Origin of the sequence: Citrobacter sp. MGH103, from assembly GCF_001034475.2 — a bacterium.
Lineage (GTDB): Bacteria > Pseudomonadota > Gammaproteobacteria > Enterobacterales > Enterobacteriaceae > Citrobacter > Citrobacter freundii.
Genome location: NZ_CP073044.1, coordinates 309,655 through 327,514, shown reverse-complemented (window position 1 = coordinate 327,514; position 17,860 = coordinate 309,655). Strand labels below are relative to the sequence as shown.

Here is a 17,860-nt window from a genome sequence, read left to right as displayed (position 1 = left end):
TTAAACTTACCCACCATGTTTTTCCCTTTCTACATTTAGCTGTGAATAGATTATTCGTCCAAATGCTTTTCACGCATTAAACTAAATGCCTTTTCAATTCAAGTAAATGCTTTTCTTATTCGATCAAATGCTTTTCGCATGCACCTGAATGCCGGATCATTGCTATTTCTTTTAAAAATCATCACGTTACAATGGTCGTGATCTTTATTGTTCTCTATTGATCTCTATTGATCTAAAGAATTGATCTATCTTGTGGAAAACGGGGATAAATTCCCTCTGAGAAAGAGCTCTGGCCCTACAAATTTAGGATTGGATACAAACCCTGTATAGAATGCAGCCGGGAAAAATATCAGTTAGCATGAAGTTATTAAGAAAGATAAATTCAAACTATTCAGATTTTCTTTTTAATTTAATTTTTAAAACAGCCTATTTTTGAATTAGTAAGATACCTAACCACTAAAAGAAATTTTGTTTTTTATGCCTTCAGAGTTGTTTGAATCTGAGAGCATTAATGTATCATGTAATAAAAAAAGGTGCTTATATGAATCATTGCGACTATCAGATTATTGAAATCAGCCCAAAAGATCTTATTATCGAGCCTGGATTTAATCCACGGGAAGCGGTAATCGGTGATCTTTGTTACGAACAGGAGCCAGTAAAATCGGCAATTATTTCTCTCAAGCAAGCCTATAAAGAGGGGCGACGTGTTGATTTAATTAAGGTAGTAAAGAAGGACTCCAAGTACGTTGTCCGGCAAGGGCATTGTCGTTACAGAGCATTATTGCTTGCTCTCGCGGAAGGAGCTGACATCCAGCTCTTTTCAGTCGTACTTATGCACTACAAGGATAAAATCGAAGAATACCTAGAGAACCTTGATGGGAACAGGAATAACAGTCTCAATCCCGTTGCACTAGCTTACGCACTCGCAGAGACCCTGAAGCTTGGCTCTACCGTTGAATCCCTTGCTATGCGCTATCAGCGGTCTGGCACAGCGATTCGCAATCAGCTTAAAATCCTTGATATGCCTTTAGAACTGCAACGTTTAATCAGCCTAAACCTTATTAAAAAAACACTCGCGATTGAAATCATGTTGAAGTATTCCAATGATCATGCAAAAGTCCTTGCACACTTGGAGTCCTGTTCTTTTTTAGTGCCATCTTCTGGCGTACTTGATTTATCGAAACCAACAACCGTTGAAACAGCAACAAACAGTGAGCCACTCGAAGAACAGGAAAAACCTCCTGTACATATTAACCCTAAAGACATTAAAACAAAGTCTATCACTCGCAGTTCGTTAGGTATTAAACGTCTTTCACATAAAAAAACTGAACGGTTAAAAAATGAATTTATTGGTTTGATTGATAATGTAGGGTCAACAATGTCAGACAATAATAAACTGACAGAATTAATTTTAGACGGACAGCATTCTAATTTATTTATGAACGTCAGTAACACTTTAATCACAAAAACAAATGAAAGTGTAAAGATCACTTTAGATGAAGCAAAACTTCAACTTGTATTAAGTCTTCTAAATGATGAAAATACTGCAATCATCATTCCAAAATCTAAGGTTACAGAACTGAACGAAATTCGTGACCTTTTGACAAATGAGTAGATAGCTGAGGATAATTTATGGACAAGATTGTACATTTTACCGTCATTAATACTTTTAACGATTTACTTATTGCGAAAGCCTCGCTCGACCGTAACATTGTTGAGATCAACGCTGGTAAGCGCTTTGATCATTTTGAAGAAGGACATGATCAGTATGTACAGAAAGTGACTGACGCTTTACTTATCGTGGAGGGACGTCTGGAGAACCTTAAAAAATGAAACATTCAATTTTTTTTACTCACGATGGTTATTTATTGCCAGCGGTCGTAAAGCCTTTCCACGGTAACGATGGGCACTATTATGCCATGATCACACGTGAATGCTTTGCCTGCGGAGGGACAGGAGAAATCGCAAACGCCGTCTGCGTGACATGTAATGGAAGCAAAACGTCACCGGCCACAGAGGAAAAACTGGTACTGAAAGAGGGCATCGAATTTCTTGAAACTATCCCGGAATTTCGCTGCAATCCCGATCTAGACGCTTGGAAACGTAGGCACAGCGGGCACCTGGCATTGTTACAAGCCGATAATTCTAAGTTTGCAGTAAGCATTTCACAGCAGTTAAACAACAATCTCTTTTTAACAGTTCGTCAGTTAGAATCTTTCTACTCAACTTACCAACCCGTTTCTAAAGATTTGCCAGAAAACGCTGATGTACCTGTTGAGCATTCTTTCAGCATTGGTGATGTAGTGAGTATTGATATCATTTTTACAGAAGTGCGAGCTGCTTTTTCAAAAGGCTCCCACAGCTACTTTTTTACTTTTACAGGCAAAAAGCAGAATGATGGATTCGCATTAACAGGTAATGTGCAGGATCATGTTTTATTGGGGCATAGCTATCATCTTTCCGGAAGGGTGAGAAAGATCCACTATTTTGACTCTGTGCCCTACGCATTACTGACGGTGTTTAAATTAACCACAAAGCCTAGTGCGTAGTGAACAGAACTCCCAAATACAGGGTGTTTATTCATTAGCCACAGGCTTTCTGCACTGTCGTGCCGACTCACTCACGTCAAATTTGTTGCTCACGCATCGGGTTTTTACCCGGTTTTAAACTCCGAAAAATATGCCTATTTCTTTAAATTCAACACCCGTTATTAACTAATCTTTTAAATTAAAAATGATAATCTTATTAATTATATATTTAATTTTATTCTCCTTAACATTCAGGTTAAGGCGATTTTGTTAAAACGGAGTGATGTATGCAAAATGATCTTGGACTTGGGTTCATCTGCAAGTCAGCAAGAGCGTCAGCAAAAATTATATCCCGGAAAGTTACTTTTCCGCTAAATGGCTCGAGTACTACAAAACTTACCCTAACGGGACTACAGTGTCATCCATCCTGCCGGTTTCCGTTTTACCAGCTGTCTATGCTAATCCACAACCAGCTCGCTGATCATGCCGCCAACGTTGTCGATGAAAATGCTCCGTTCACTGTATCCATTAACATACATGAATGGCTGAGTCGTGCCAGAGTGGCATTTATTGATTATCACGGTCTGCGTAATACCGATAAAACAGCAATGATCACATTGGATCATCTGGAAGAATTACTTACTCACTTGTCGACTACATTGGCCGTATATATCCCGTATTCAAAGAAGCGCCTGAACTTTAGCTTTCTGACGTCCTTTACACTGATCAAAACATCACAGTCTTATACTTTGATGTTCCCTGGTGTGCTGCGGCCGATCTTGGTGTTACTTGGGGGGTTAATTCAGGAATTTATGACCGAGAAGTTATTGAAGAGACGTAATACCCAACTTGTCATTTTTGAATATTTGCGAAAGTCTCGGCGCCATTCCCATAAAATTACCGATATTGCTAACGCTCTTCAGTTGCAGACGGTGAACGTACGAATCATGCATGTTCTTACCCAACTTGCAGATCTGGGGCTTATATCGTTTATTTGTGAAGGTAAGAGAGGGGAGCGGTCCATCGAAGAGCTTCAGTTTATTCCTTATGCCAGTCGGGACCATTCCGAAGTTTTGAGCTTTGAGGAATGGATAAGCTCGATCGACTAACCACTGACTGTCACTTAACGAAGGACAGCCAGGATCTCTTTTTCCTTTTTTCGCGATTTTGATTGACTGCCGACAGAACGGTAAGCATTGAGAGTATGAATTTCAAAACCGCGTTCTTCATAGAGCTCCAGCGTAAAGGGAGTCAAGCTGTTGGATATGGCCACTGAAGCCCCTTTACGATGAGCTGCCACCAGCATATCCGCCAGTTTAACATGTGCGCTCTTATTGAACGGTATGCCGTCATAACTGACAAAGCTGGTTTTGCTGATTTTATCATAAGGCGGATCGCAATAAATTTGGTCACAACCACCAGCACTCTCCAACGTCAGACCAAAATCTGCGGTTGTCAGCTCAACGCCAGAAAGTCTGAATGAGAGATAATCGACTTTCTGGGGGTCCAGAGTTAACTTGGATCGATTCCCCCACGGAACTGAGTACTTACGTTTCAGATTGTAACGACACAGGCCGTTATATCCGAGTCGGTTCATTGCGTAGAAAAGGACTGCTCGTTGCAGCGGGGCATCATCCAAACTGGTGCTGTTAAACGTGTTCCTCAGCTTTAAGTAATCCTCTTTATCAAATTCCCTTTCCGCCAGAAGATTCACTTCTCTGATGAATGCCGATTTATTCCGCTGGATGTTGCGGTACAGATTGATTAGATCCGGATTACTGTCTGCCAAGAGTGCATCGGTGGCAAACATGTTAAGGAACACAGCGCCCCCGCCGATAAATGGTTCGACCCACCGACGGCTCTGATCATGTGGGAAATGCTGACTGATGAATGGCATCAGTTTGGTTTTACCCCCCGCCCATTTGATGATTGGTGTATGTTTTCGCAACGCGTATTCTCCTTTAAGCATTATCGGTATGTCACCCTTATGGTACCGAAAGCCGGATTACAACCAACAAGGTTTAAGCAGGGAAAATCGCGGGTGTTGTGAAAGAAATTTTCATTCCGACACATTTTTTTATTTTTTTTCACTTTTTGGCAAAAAAGTTAACTACCTTCTTAGCTCGCATAAACATTTGTTTTTAATTGTTTATTTAATCTTTTAGGTCTGAGCATCAGAACGTTTTGCTTCGCGAAATTCGGAATAAACCCCAAAAGTACCTTTTTAACGAAAAAGTGAGATTTTTTTTTCCGGTAGTATTCACGCACAGATGAAAGGTATGGCAAAAAAGAATACAACGGAGTATCTATGAGTGATCTGATGACTGATTCCCAGCAAACTAACTCACGGGTCTTTAAATCACCCCTCGTGTCATTTTCAACAGTGACAGGTTCCGGCCGATTCGTCAGTGGCATGAAGCAGTTCCGCGACGCGAACCCTGACCTTTGTAATGAAGTCACTGAACAAAAAGCTTGGGCTATCAACCCTTCAGTGGTTCAAATCTCGCCAGGCTTCAACTCCCGTGAGATGGGGATGGGGGAGGCATATTACCAGCTGCCGGAAGTCGTAGATCATCTCAATAACATCAAGTGTGCATTCATCCGGGGTGATTACGTTGACCCTATACGCGTTCTGATCAAAGACGGTATTCCGTACGTTTGCCAGGGCCATTGCCGTTTAAAAGCGGCTTTAATGGCTCAGGCAGAAGGACATACTGACCTCACCATTCTTTGCATCGAGATGAAAGCCGATGAGATCAGCTGCGAACTGACGACAATTGACGGGAACCGTGGTCTGGCTCTTTCTCCAGTGGCACTGGGTGAATCCTACAGACGTCTTCAGGCGCTGGGCGGATGGTCGCTTGATCGTATTGCCGAACGTGAGGGCAAGAGTAGTACAACCATTGCTGCTCTCATTCGTCTGACCGGATGCTCTGTCTACATCAAAAAATTAATCCATGCCGATGCTATTTCCTATGTTGCAGTCCTATCCCTTATTGATGAGTTCGGTGAAACGGAAGCCATCTCTCGTATCGAAAAAATGATCGCCGAGCTTGAGAAAGCTGATTCAAGCGGTATCAAGATTAAGAAGACGCCACGTGGCAGTATTCGTGTTGTCCCTTCCGATTTTAAACCGGCACGTGTTCCACCTGTTCTCGCCACAAAAGCCGTAGAAGGGGTCAAACTCATCACTACGAGTTTGTTGCAGAAACTCGGTGATATCCAACTTCCCGAAGTGACCGACTCCAGCGAAGATGAAGAAATTTCCTTTACGTTGAACCGAAGCATGCTGGAGATGCTCAAGAACCTGCAAAGTGAGATCACTGAAGCAGAAAACAAGCAGCTTCGCCGGGTCGAAAATCGGCAAGCTCGATTGAAAGGGGAGAAAGTGACTTACAAATCCGCGAAAAACACAAATACTGGCGGAGAACCACAATCTGAAGCACCACCAGCACAGGCTTGAATTAAGCATTTCAACTTATGAGTAGCACATAATTAGAAGTACGATATTCAAGAACGAGCCACCCAGGCTCTCGCCCATTGCCCCTACTAAGTAGGGGCTTTTTTTTGTCCTGTCTCCGGCACGCTTTCTCTTCATTAAAACGACATCTGTCTGTCCTACCTCCCGCAGCGCAACTTTCGAGATTTTTATGTCGCCCAACCTATTAGCTTTTTGAACGAGGTTGATATCCTGGTAATAGATAATTCCTACATAAAGGACTGATACTATGTCTGCTGTTGAATCTAATTTCCCCCAAATTGGCGCCCCAGGGAACTCTCTGGTCGCTTGTATGCCCCTAACTGGCCTCAGTGTTAACGAGGATAACTTTCTGCCCGAAATGCGGGAAGAGCTTGGCATCATTGCCAGCCAGGTCGAATCCTATAACGAAGAGCTTAGTTTACTGAGGTCCATGTCCACTCAGTTTATGAAATACGGAAATCAGAAGCTCTATTCCTACCTCTCGGGCTATAACCATCTCATTTCAGAAACAGATGCCCTGTACGCAGAAAATGCACTTCGTTCTGAGTACTGGAAGCGGGTAATGGCCCTTACCGATGTGCTGTCCGTGATGTCTGACGAAAAAAAGAACGAATGGGACAAGCAATTTACTGCTGACCGGTATCACCGGCCTCCGCAAGAGATCCCTGAGTTTACACTCGACGCAGTAGTTGCCACGGTTGTCACATTGCTCAATGACCGGCATCAGTTCATTAAAGAGCGCGTCTATGCCGTTTTTCAATCATTAAGCCGTCACCACAAAACCAATAAAGCTTTTGGTTTCTCAACCCGCATGATCACCGTCGGTGTCTGTGAAGGGGTGAAAGACAAGTGGGTAAAACTTAAAGTTGAATTCAAAGAATCAGGACTCATGCCACTGTCGGAACTGCGGGTGATCTGTTCTTATTTCCGGGGAGAAACAGTTAAACCGGTCTATGACACGAAAAAAATGGTTGAGAATATGGTTGGTCATGCTGGGTTCAGAAATTGGATCAGCCTGGATGGCAACAGTATTCGTTTTCGGGTTTACAAGAATGGTTCGATGCACATTGATGTACATCCTGATATTGCAGAACGGCTTAACAACATTCTTGCTGCCATTGTCCCTCTGGCGCTGCCTACTGAACGCTTAGCCCATTACAAAGCCACGTTGCAGGAGTTCCCGGCACTGAAACGCTGCATCGATTTTCATTCACGGATGCAGCTCGCAGAGCTGGAATTCACTCGGAATGAAAAGGAATGGTCCAGCTGGACATCGCTCGGTTATGCCGGTGAGTTCGCTGATAAAACGCGGCAGGTGAACGCGGAGGTTCTGCGGTTCCTCGGTGCCCGGATTACTAGCTACCATGTGACATTTGATTATGACCCGACCGAAGTGATGCGCTTCATCGGTCATATGGGTGCCATGCCCGATATTGTATCCCACCAGTTTTACCCTTCATCGCTGCGACTCAGTGAATACGTCGCATCCATTATTGCGACCGGGGAGGGGGAGCGACTGCTAGAGCCAAGCATCGGGCACGGGGATTTGCTGCAATGTTTTCCTAAGAGCGTCAACGTTACCGGCATCGAACTGGATACACTAAATTGTCTGGTCTCCCGAGCTAAAGGTTACGATACAACGGAGGCCGATTTTCTGGCATGGTCAGCAGCGAACCCAAATCAGAAATTCGACTGCGTGGTGATGAACCCACCTTTTGCTGACAACCGGGCTAAACTCCATCTACTGGCCGCTGCGTCTCATCTCGTTTCCGGCGGGCGTTTAGCGGCCGTCCTGCCGCTATCCCTTCAGGGGATCGATAACCTGCTGGGCGAGGGATACCGTGCTGAATGGATGGACACCTTCGATAACGAGTTTGACAACACTGCCGTCTCCGTCCGTGTTCTGTATGTAGAATGCCTTTAACTGAAGGAAAGACCATGTCTGAAATCTCACCTGGCCTGCCAGAGGACCAAAATGATGTTGAATTTATGATGGATGATTTCCAGCAGAGCCTGGGGAAAAGTAAACCGGTACATGAAGTGCAATTTCTGGGAGAGTCACCGCAAAGTGAAGACTCCGCCAACGCTGCCGATTCGCCCTGGTTTGAAAACTAACCTGTTAAAGGAGTTGGTACAGATTGCTCCCTTTATGGGCTCCCTACAAGATAGCGGGGAGCCCGAGCAGTGGTTATTACTCAGGATGAGATAAACTGTGATTAATAGTGCATGTTAAGCACTTCGCATTCCTGCTTTTATTGGCGAACATTTCACTCTTTTTTTCTTGTTTTTTATATCCCCTTCCCAGAAAAGTTAGCCTTGCTCACTTGGTATTATTGATACCTGACTGGGGGAGGATAATCATGAAATGCAGGGCGATACTTTTAGCACCACTCATAGCTTTTTCGTTTACGGCACAAGCTGAGATTGCAGAGTTAAGATTCAATGACACTCAGAATCAACCAAAGATTGTTGTTCCATCTGTGCAGTGGATTAATCCAGCAACCTCATTCGAGGCTGATGTAATCTCCGGCTTAGACCGGTACGTCCAGTTGTCGTTACTTAATGTCAACGGTGCAAGCTTGTGGAGCACGAAAAGTAGCAAAGTTACGGTTGATGACCGTATGACCTCCAGTAGCGGGTATGACTATTATGGAAAAAGGTTAAGTGTCCCTGCGTTTGGTGAAGATAATTACACCCTGAGGGAAGTGATCACAGATCTCCAAAATAATGAAATTTCTCGCCGGGACTACGTTATATCTATCGACCGCACTCCCCCTAAAACTAGCACAATTGGATATACGCGAAATGGATGGCAATATGGTAGCGAAGCCATCTTTACCAGCGTTCCTTCAGGTATGCAGTATGCCTCTGTTCAGGCTCTCGTCTTTTCAGGCCTTTCAGACAGTCGCTCTGGTCTCGACCGGGCTGAGTACTTTCTTGTCGATTCGAACGGCGTTGAACGAAAGAGAGGGGCTGTAATTAACCTGGTCGATAATTCAGTAACCGTCCAAAATACTACTGCGAGCGATCCAGCCCTGGCGCCAGCTTCTCAGTCTGAATACCGTATGGGCCTTTATGTTTATGACAAGGCAGGAAATAAAGCATCAGTAAGCAGACAAAGTGTGATTGATCGGGTCAACCCTCCTTCTGTTCTACAGGTGCTTAATACCAGGACAAATACCTGGGAAAACTACTCAGCTGGGATAACTGTTTACAGTAATCCAATATCATTGCGGGTACTCAGGAATAAAAGTAACTTTACTGCTGCTAATAAAACAAGCTTTGGGTGGGCAGATGCCAATTATCAAAGTTCTGACAGCACATATAATATTTATTCGTTCAATTTTGTTTTCCCCAGTACCGGTGATATTTATCACGAATTCCAGACACTTGCGGGAGGCGTTCGTCGGTACCATCACTCTGAGTTATCTTTCACTCCTTCCCCAACCATGGAACTTGCACCAAAGGTCACAAGCAAAGAAATTTTTCGTAGTGATACCGGTAAATGGAGCAGTGCTACTGGGAATGTAAGAACTGCCAAATTTACCCAAATACGCGTGACTACCGAACCTCGTAACTATGTACAACGGGTTGCAGCTAATTCGAACCGTAACTGGTACTGCCTTATCCCGGTAGGAAGCACTGGTTGTACCATGAACGTGGATTATACCTTTACTTCCGATAAGGGGATGCAATACATCCATCTGGTCTCAGGTAAAGACGGTACTGCTATTTATGATAATCTGGCTGGGGCATTCGTAGTGATTTGGGATAACAACCCACCGGTTATTAACGCCGTAAAAATTAACCGTATGGATAAAAATGTAACCATGACGGTTACTGATGATGACCGGATAAATGGATGGCAAATAGGAGCATGGGATACCCGAGAATTTGGCGTGGTGCTTAAAACCGAAACGGGGAATGTGATTGACCTACCCGCCAGGACATGGACAGAGAGTGATTTTAAAACAAAAAACGCGGTCATTTCCTATGCTGATCTGCCGGACGGCAAATATACCGTTCTGTCCGCCTATGCAAGAGATCTTGTGGGCAACACGGCAAACTACGTGATAAATGATTTGCTTACCATTGACTCCACTGCCCCTCTAATTTCCTACCGGTATCTGAATGATGATCCTGAAGGCAAACTGGTTAAGGGACTAGAAAACCTCAGAATTAGTGTAGCTGACCCTTCAGGTGACGCCTCGCTTGAATCACTGGTGTTGAGCGGTGGACCAAACAGTGAACAGGTGACATTAGCTTATTCCAGTCAGGGCTCAGGAGTTTATACGCCAGAGTACCCGCGTATCTTTCCCGTAATAGCAAAAGAGGATGGCATTTATACAATTGAAGCTCACGCAGTCGATGCCTCTGGAAACCGGTCCTCGAAAAAGCTCAATTTCCTCTATCAACCAGCAAACATGATCACTCTGGACAGGCTACGTACCCTTGCTACTGCGGCTGCACTAAAGACCACGGATAACCAGCCACTGGCTTTTATCCGGACAAGCGTACTTCGCCGAAAGGATGGTTCTGTCATTACTGGGCAGTTAAACGGTACGCTGTCCGTGCGGAAAGATGCTGACTTCCCGGTAAGTGTAGCTGGCGTAACCGTTGCGCCAGGAGAGACAAAGGCAATCATTTTTGATATGGGGCAGGGTGAAGAACGTATTTATTCTGTCACACCAGGAAAGAGTGGCGTTTCTGGTACATCTGAGTTTGCCGTGGAATTCCCGCAGTTCTGAATAATTTTGGGGTGTCGTTAAGTCGGCACCTTGCTGAAATATAGCCAAACCTCCACCCATATCTTTCAGTTCCCGCACTGTGGCATTTACATCAAAACATGAATTCTTGCTTACTTGTTCGTGTACGAAAAGTCACTTTTTCTCGTCCTGGTGAAGATCCATCTCAATAGTCAATCCGTTGCCAATTTTTACCTCGCCAAAGTTGTTATAACGGACATTTTCAAAAGTTTAAAGCTATGAAATACCTCTGATAACCAGCAAGGTCAGAAGAAATGATTTTGTAAAATAGGGACAAATACATCCCGGGAGCATCACATGCGTAAAATACTGACAGGCTGTATCATTGCCACGGCCATCTCTTCAACTTATCCGGCGGCGGCTCAGATTTTCAGTTATTCCTATACCGACACCAATCAGCTGGCAATGACGCTTAAGCCTGCAACGCAGAGCTATCTCAATCCGGCTGGCGCCCTGACCCTAAACTTAATTTCCGGTCTAGACCGGTACGAACGTGTGACTGTAACCAGGGACAGTGATAAAAAGGTTATGTATTCGGGACTAACGGCCAAGATAAGTGTTGCAGACCGCATTGTTGCTGCCGACGGCACAGAGTATTACGGAAAGGACATGGGGTTACCTGCACTTGGTGAAGGGTCTTTCACGGTAATCAATGACACGCTAGATCTCCAGCAAGCCGTCGTAAGTTCCACAACGTATCGTTTCACCATCGATACTACAGCGCCGAAGTACACCAGCATATACCCAAGCCAGAACGCAGGCTATGACATGGTCCTGAGTGGACCACTTTGGGAGCTCGGTCGCGGAGGTTCTGGCCAGTTTTCCATCTTTGCTGACGGCGTTGATGATGCGTATGGCATAGACAAGATCCGGTTGGTCATCAAGCGCAGCAATGGAACAGTCGTTTCCGATAATACACTCAGCTACGACACGGCGGCAAAACGTGCCTTTTACCCCTGGATAAAGGAAGCGGTCACTCAACCTGGCATGCCCACCAGCGATCTCAATGAAGAATTCACCTTCAATTTTATCATCACTGATAAGGCCGGAAACACGCTGAATATTCCTCCGCAGCGCTTTTTATTTGATGACCAGATAGGTGAATATACGCCCTTTGCGGTCCATGACTCACGAGTCAGTACGAGTGTGGTTCCAGGGATCTCTTCAGGGTACGTACCGTTTGTGCGGGGGCTCTCTGTACTCGAAAACCCGTACCGGATGGTCATTCGTATTCCCCGAACTAACTGGCAGCCATACCGTAACGGCGGCATCACCATTCTTAACAATTATGGCGGCTCTAAGGTTATTTCAGAAGACACGACCTATGTGTACGTAGAAGTGAAGCTCCCACAGGGTACTCTGGATGGAAACTACTATCGCCCTGTGAACAGGTACCAATGGGCCGGTGGCGGTCTGACTCAGTACGCCTCCTGGCTGAACTGGGACCCGGCGGCGGTAAAAAGTCCTGCGTGGGGGAGTCCTGCGATTGAGCGACAGAAGTCTGACGGCACTTGGTTCAATAGCGTCGACTGGAAAAATTTTCTGGCTTCAGATATGCCGGTGAACCTAACCAAGATCCGTTTCACTGTGCAAGCACGCCCCTACGAACAAGCAATTACCGGCAGTGCCACCTGCAAGATCCCTGCCGGGTCAACGTCGTGTACTGTCGACCTGACACAGGCGATTACAAACGGTACCACCGGCTATATACATACTGCCTATGAAGTGCGTTCGACAACCGAGTCCACCTTCTTCATGCCGCTCTGGGAAAACATCGCCTGGCATACAAAGGGGCCCACAGTTACTGGCTACAACTACAATGATGCGACCAACATTCTTCAGGTATTCGTCAACGAGCCAGGAGACGGATGGTATTTCGATGCCGTTAAACTGAGCCGGGTGTGGTTGTCTGACAAATCCCGCAATAACGCGGATATCAACGTGACAGGAAAACAAACGGGGCGTAACACAGCAACCGGGAATTATACTTACGACTTCAACCTGAAACAGATCCCGGAGGGCAGCTATAACGTGCAGCTCAACGCCCAGGATTCTTTCAGCAACACGGGAAGCTTAGCCTACAAAACCGTGACGGTCGATAACTCGCCGCCGTCCATCAGTATCAACTACGAAAACAAACCTATCACCAGCAACGTGACAGTGTTCGGCTTGGAAAACGTCCGAATTCAGCTCGCAGATACTCTGACCAAACCCTCGTTAACTCGCATGACGCTTCGAGGTGGACCGGTATCTGATGCTGTTGAGTTGTCCTGGGTAAATCTCGGAAATGATCTCTATACACCGAATTACCCGAAGATCTTCCCGTCACTTAATGACGGTGAAACCTACACGTTGACCGTGTATGCCAAAGACGAGATGAACAACGTTAAAGAAAGCGCCGTCGAATTTAACTACCTGCCGAACAACCTGGTACGTCTGGAGAACCTTAAGACCATCTCCGTCAGTACCGCCCTGAAAACGTCCGACAACACGCCGCTGGCTGTACTGTATGCCAGCCAGCTGCGCAAGAAGGACGGTTCTATCGCAACAGGGAAACAGGACGCGATACTGACGGTACGTAAGGATGCGGCCTTCGGCGTTACGGTGAATGGGGTTTCCGCAGCACCAGGGGAGAGCAAAAACGTTCAGCTGGATCTGGGTCTGGGTGACAGCCGCAGCTTCCCGATTTTCCCATCGATTTCCGGCGTCAGCGGAACGTCAGAATTTATGCTGAATATCGAGGAACTGAAGTAAAAGCGAGGCAGGGTGACCCGGTACCGGGTCACCCTTTCAAGGTAATGGCACCGCGATGATGATTATCCCATCTTATCCAGATTCCGGTCACAGGTTTATGCACCGTTTTTGTGGATAACCTGATGTCCCATCACTAAAACCGCAAATGAAACTGGCCTGCCGCTCTCTGCGGATCTGCCCATACACCTACCCGTCAGCATGGATCAACACATCATTCACCCGGCATAGTGGATTTGGGCAACTCTCCTAACCGGGAAGCGTGTTGCTTTTCATCTTTAGCCACGAAAACCCATCCTTAAGAGGCGCCTAAACGGGAGGCTTTTTTATTTCACCATGACTCCAGCACCGAAATTCGCTGGACTACGCTACAGCCCGATACAGCAGGTTTATCAATGACTTAAGCGAGTTCAACATATGCCGGTGCTTTCCGAAACCTGACCTGACTTCCGACCGCCTGACTCCTATCCGGCCCTTGGAATCCAGGTCTTTCCAAGGAGTCATCATGGCTAAGATCAAACTCACTAAGTCCGCTGTCGATGCGGCGCAACCCCAGGCAGAGGCCGTCGAACTCCGGGACACGCTGGTCCCCGGCTTCCTGTGCAAGATTACCCCGGCGGGTCGCAAGGTGTTCATGCTCCAGTACCGGACGAACGCTGGCGAGCGCCGCAAGCCCTCGCTAGGACTGTACGGGGAGCTGACCGTCGAACAGGCGCGGTCGCTGGCGCAGGAATGGCTGGCCCAAGTCCGCCGAGGCGGAGATCCCGCCGCAGAGAAGGCGGAGGCGCGCCAGGCACCTACGATCAAGGAGCTATGCACGAAGTTCATGGAGGACTACTCCAAGAAGCGCAACAAGCTCAGCACCCAAGCCGGCTATCAGGCTGTCATCAATCGCAACATTATTCCGCTGCTGGGACGCAAGAAAGTTCAGGACGTGAAGCGTCCTGAAATCGCCGGACTGATGGAAAAGCTTTCGTACAAGCAGACCGAGGCGAACAAGGTATTCAGCGTCTTGCGCAAGATGTTCAACATGGCCGAGGTATGGGGCTATCGGCCCGACGGTACCAACCCTTGCCGTCACGTCCCGATGTTCCCTGCCGGCAAATCGACTCACCTCATCAGCGACGAAGAAATGGGCAACCTGTTCCGACAGCTCGACAAGATCGAGTCGGAGGGGCTGGAGAACTACGTCATCCCTTTGGGAATCCGCCTGCAGTTCGAGTTCGCCGGCCGCCGCTCGGAAATCATCGCGCTGGAATGGAACTGGGTTGACTTGCAGAACCGGCGCGTCGTCTGGCCTGACAGCAAGACAGGCGGCATGTCTAAGCCCATGAGCGAGGAAGCCTATCGGCTACTCTCGACGGCACCCCGGCAGGAGGGTAGCCGCTATGTGCTGCCTTCTCCTAGCCACGCTGGCAAGCATCTAACCACGGGCGAGTATTACGGTGGCTGGAGCCGTGCGCTCAAGGCGGCTGGCGCTACGCACGTGGGCACGCACGGCATCCGCCACCGTTCGGCGACCGACATTGCCAATTCGGGCATCCCGGTCAAGGTCGGCATGGCGCTAACGGCGCACAAGACCGTCGTCATGTTCATGCGCTACGTCCACACCGAGGATAAGCCGGTGCGAGAGGCGGCCGAACTGGTGGCGAATCGGCGTAAGACGATCACCGGGATGCAGGGAGCCAAGGAGGTGGCCGCATGACCCGGCGCAAGGCATCCGTCTCAGCGCCAGCAGCGCCGCCCGCGCTGCTGGGCGACATCCGGGCACTGATCGAAGCGTCGCGCCAGCGCGTCGCCTCGGCGGTCAATGCCGAGCTGACATTGCTGTTCTGGCGCATTGGCCAGCGCATCCATACGGAAGTGCTTGCCGGGCAGCGGGCCGGGTACGGCGACGAAATCCTGCCGACCCTGGCGGCGCAGCTTGTCCGCGACTACGGACGTAGCTTCGCGGACAAGAACCTGCGCCGGATGGTGCAGTTCGCCGCCACCTTCTCGGACGAGCCAATTGTCGTGACGCTGTCACGACAATTGAGCTGGTCGCATTTCGTGGCGCTGCTGCCGCTAAAAGACCCGCTCCAGCGGGACTACTACGTGCAAATGGCCAGCGCCGAACGCTGGAGCGTGCGGACGCTACGCGAGCGCATCGACTCGATGCTATACGAGCGCACGGCGCTGTCCAAGAAGCCGGACGAGACGATCACGCAAGAGCTGGCGGCGATGCGCGATGCGCAGCGCATGTCGCCGGCGCTGGTCATGCGCGACCCGTACATCCTCGACTTCCTGGGCCTGCGCGATACCTGGCAGGAAGGCGACCTGGAAGCCGCGATCATCCGCGAAATGGAGTCTTTTTTGCTGGAGTTGGGCGCGGGCTTCTCTTTCCTAGCCCGGCAGAAACGCATCCAGATCGACGACGAGGATTTCCACCTGGACCTGCTGTTCTATAACCGCAAGCTGCGGCGGCTGGTGGCGGTGGAGTTGAAGATCGGCGAGTTCAAGGCAGCATACAAGGGGCAGATGGAGCTTTATTTGCGTTGGCTCGACAAGCACGAACGCGAACCGGAGGAAGCCTCGCCGCTGGGCATCATTCTTTGTACCGGCAAGAAGTCAGAGCAGATCGAGTTGCTGGAGCTGGACAAGTCGGGCATCCACGTAGCCGAATACCTGACGACCCTGCCGCCGCGTGCGGTGCTGGGGGAGCGGTTGCAGCAGGCGACCGAACGGGCGCGGTTGCAGATCGAGCAGCGGCAGCCTGGCGAGAAGTCCTGACAGCAGCATCTGTCCAACCGTACACCCAAACCACAGCACGAGCATGTGGCAACGGATCTCTTGCTCTATCGAGGCTCCATGCTAGTGTGGAATCGCCATAGGCCGATAAGGAACTGGCCTGCGGCTCAAGGATGCGCTGGGGCTAGTGGGCGCGAGCGCCCAATCACATGATTATCGCGGGCAGCAGCGCCATGTTCTATGCCGATCGCTGTTTTAATTAAATATCTCAAACTATAAAGTCAGTTAATTTTTTCAAAATATTCACGAATCAAGTCATCATTTTTTAAATACGAATCGAGAACCTGAAACAGAAAAAGATCCCCGCTAATATTTATATCAAACGGGATCATTGAGTTATCTATTTTGAATGTCTTTATTTTTCTATGCCCCTTGATGTTGGCATTGCTCAATCTTTCTTGATAGCTATCCAACGTATATACGATAAATTCGTGATCCAAGTGAGTTATAAAAAAATCATCGCCTTTTGAACTGTATTCAAGATGGATGACTTGCGTTACGACGTCGTCGCCTGCCACCTCAAAGTCCTCCATCAATTCTTCAAAAGTCAAACTTAGCTTCTCTGCGTCATGGTGAATCCATAGATTGTTCTCATATTTATCGGTGGAGTAGAACTTTGACAATCTAGGAAGGGAAGATATTTTCAATCGCAACGGAGCGCCAAACTCCATCTCCTCCATTGCAGGGACATAATCGGAGACGTAATCAATCCTGAATGCTATTTCGGACAGCATTCCTTTTTCAATGAGTTCCTCGATAGAGGTAAGCAGCTTCCTCGGAACTTTTATCCAGAAGTGTCGCCCTATGCGTTCATCGCGTATTGTCTGACTATCCTTGTCGTTGAATATCTGAATATTCTCGTTCAGGCTGACAAGACTATATTTAGAGAACTGAGCATCTTCCTTTCTTATGTCAATTCCAATTTTCTCGTACTCACGTTCAACTACCTTGGAATATTTTAGCTCCAGCATCTCAGCCCTCCCCATGATTGATTGGTGCTTGGAATAAAAAATGCAGCCAATGCGATAATTTGCGTAATTTTCTTTTATGTACGAAACACCATCTTCGTCATGGATATGCTTGTAGGAATTGTTGAGAATTTCTAGCGATCCCGGATACTCGTTGAGATAATTATTTAAGTAGTCCATTAAATGCTGGATTGTCTTTATAGCCAATCGCTTGTCCACTAGATCAAGCTGTGGCCCATAAAACTTGGCTGCGTTTGGATGGTCGCGTTTGGCTTCAAATTCTTTCAGAATGGCCGCCTTTTCATTCATGCAGCCCTCCGTATAAGCACGCATTACGTCTGCCTGAAAGCTCTCATTTGCCAGAGAGGTTTGGATGAGGGGAAGCAATTTCTTGACAAAGATCGGGTCTTTATTAAGAAAGACGTAGCAAAATTTCCCAAAGCTGAATAACGCGATTTTTTCCGAAGAAAATTCATTGATTTCTTCAAAGATATTTTTCATATTTTTTACTCAACTCGCCGTAGTCCAAATAGTAAGCGACGGAACCTTGAGCGTCTCCACTTTGTGGATCGCGCTGCT

Annotated in this window: 13 protein-coding genes; 11 read left to right on the top strand and 2 right to left on the bottom strand. The window is 47.4% G+C overall.

Translation table 11 applies throughout. From position 1 onward, the window contains the following. Positions 1 to 541: 541 nt before the first annotated feature. The 4 genes from SK33_RS25395 (at position 542) to SK33_RS25380 (ending at position 3,637) form a co-directional block, all read left to right on the top strand. Complete coding sequence (locus SK33_RS25395) at positions 542 to 1,615, top strand: hypothetical protein (protein WP_022652149.1); 1,074 nt, start codon at positions 542 to 544, stop codon at positions 1,613 to 1,615. A gap of 17 nt (positions 1,616 to 1,632) precedes the next feature. Further along, complete coding sequence (locus SK33_RS25390) at positions 1,633 to 1,833, top strand: hypothetical protein (RefSeq protein WP_022652148.1); 201 nt, start codon at positions 1,633 to 1,635, stop codon at positions 1,831 to 1,833. Continuing rightward, the gene (locus SK33_RS25385; RefSeq protein WP_015063095.1) at positions 1,830 to 2,549 is read left to right on the top strand and encodes a hypothetical protein; all 720 of its coding nucleotides are present in this window, start codon (positions 1,830 to 1,832) and stop codon (positions 2,547 to 2,549) included. Before SK33_RS25390 ends, SK33_RS25385 begins: the two co-directional genes overlap by 4 nt. A gap of 266 nt (positions 2,550 to 2,815) precedes the next feature. Continuing rightward, on the top strand, positions 2,816 to 3,637 hold the full coding sequence (locus SK33_RS25380; RefSeq protein ID WP_022652147.1) for a hypothetical protein: 822 nt from the start codon (positions 2,816 to 2,818) through the stop codon (positions 3,635 to 3,637). Between the two features lie 14 nt (positions 3,638 to 3,651). Here SK33_RS25380 and SK33_RS25375 read toward each other — a convergent pair whose 3' ends face one another. Next, positions 3,652 to 4,497: a DNA adenine methylase gene (locus tag SK33_RS25375; RefSeq protein ID WP_015063093.1), complete on the bottom strand. Its 846-nt coding sequence runs from the start codon at positions 4,495 to 4,497 to the stop codon at positions 3,652 to 3,654. Positions 4,498 to 4,836: 339 nt separating this feature from the next. Between SK33_RS25375 and SK33_RS25370 the strand changes: the two genes are divergently transcribed. The 7 genes from SK33_RS25370 (at position 4,837) to SK33_RS25340 (ending at position 16,295) form a co-directional block, all read left to right on the top strand. After that, complete coding sequence (locus SK33_RS25370; protein WP_022652146.1) at positions 4,837 to 5,991, top strand: ParB/RepB/Spo0J family partition protein; 1,155 nt, start codon at positions 4,837 to 4,839, stop codon at positions 5,989 to 5,991. A gap of 265 nt (positions 5,992 to 6,256) precedes the next feature. Then, positions 6,257 to 7,933: a DUF4942 domain-containing protein gene (locus SK33_RS25365; protein WP_015063091.1), complete on the top strand. Its 1,677-nt coding sequence runs from the start codon at positions 6,257 to 6,259 to the stop codon at positions 7,931 to 7,933. 14 nt (positions 7,934 to 7,947) lie between these two features. After that, positions 7,948 to 8,124, top strand: a complete 177-nt coding sequence (locus tag SK33_RS25360; protein ID WP_022652145.1) for a hypothetical protein — start codon at positions 7,948 to 7,950, stop codon at positions 8,122 to 8,124. 245 nt (positions 8,125 to 8,369) lie between these two features. Further along, positions 8,370 to 10,757: an Ig-like domain-containing protein gene (locus SK33_RS25355; protein WP_022652144.1), complete on the top strand. Its 2,388-nt coding sequence runs from the start codon at positions 8,370 to 8,372 to the stop codon at positions 10,755 to 10,757. 315 nt (positions 10,758 to 11,072) lie between these two features. Next, entirely contained in the window at positions 11,073 to 13,529 is a 2,457-nt protein-coding gene (locus SK33_RS25350; RefSeq protein ID WP_022652143.1) for an Ig-like domain-containing protein, read from the top strand. Between the two features lie 502 nt (positions 13,530 to 14,031). Beyond that, a complete protein-coding gene (locus tag SK33_RS25345) occupies positions 14,032 to 15,231 on the top strand; it encodes a tyrosine-type recombinase/integrase (RefSeq protein ID WP_022652142.1) in 1,200 nt (399 codons plus the stop codon). Then, complete coding sequence (locus tag SK33_RS25340; protein WP_004883035.1) at positions 15,228 to 16,295, top strand: PDDEXK nuclease domain-containing protein; 1,068 nt, start codon at positions 15,228 to 15,230, stop codon at positions 16,293 to 16,295. Before SK33_RS25345 ends, SK33_RS25340 begins: the two co-directional genes overlap by 4 nt. A gap of 239 nt (positions 16,296 to 16,534) precedes the next feature. On the opposite strand, the gene SK33_RS25335 is transcribed toward SK33_RS25340, so the two are convergent. Then, entirely contained in the window at positions 16,535 to 17,782 is a 1,248-nt protein-coding gene (locus SK33_RS25335) for a hypothetical protein (RefSeq protein WP_004883036.1), read from the bottom strand. Between the last annotated feature and the right edge of the window lie 78 nt (positions 17,783 to 17,860).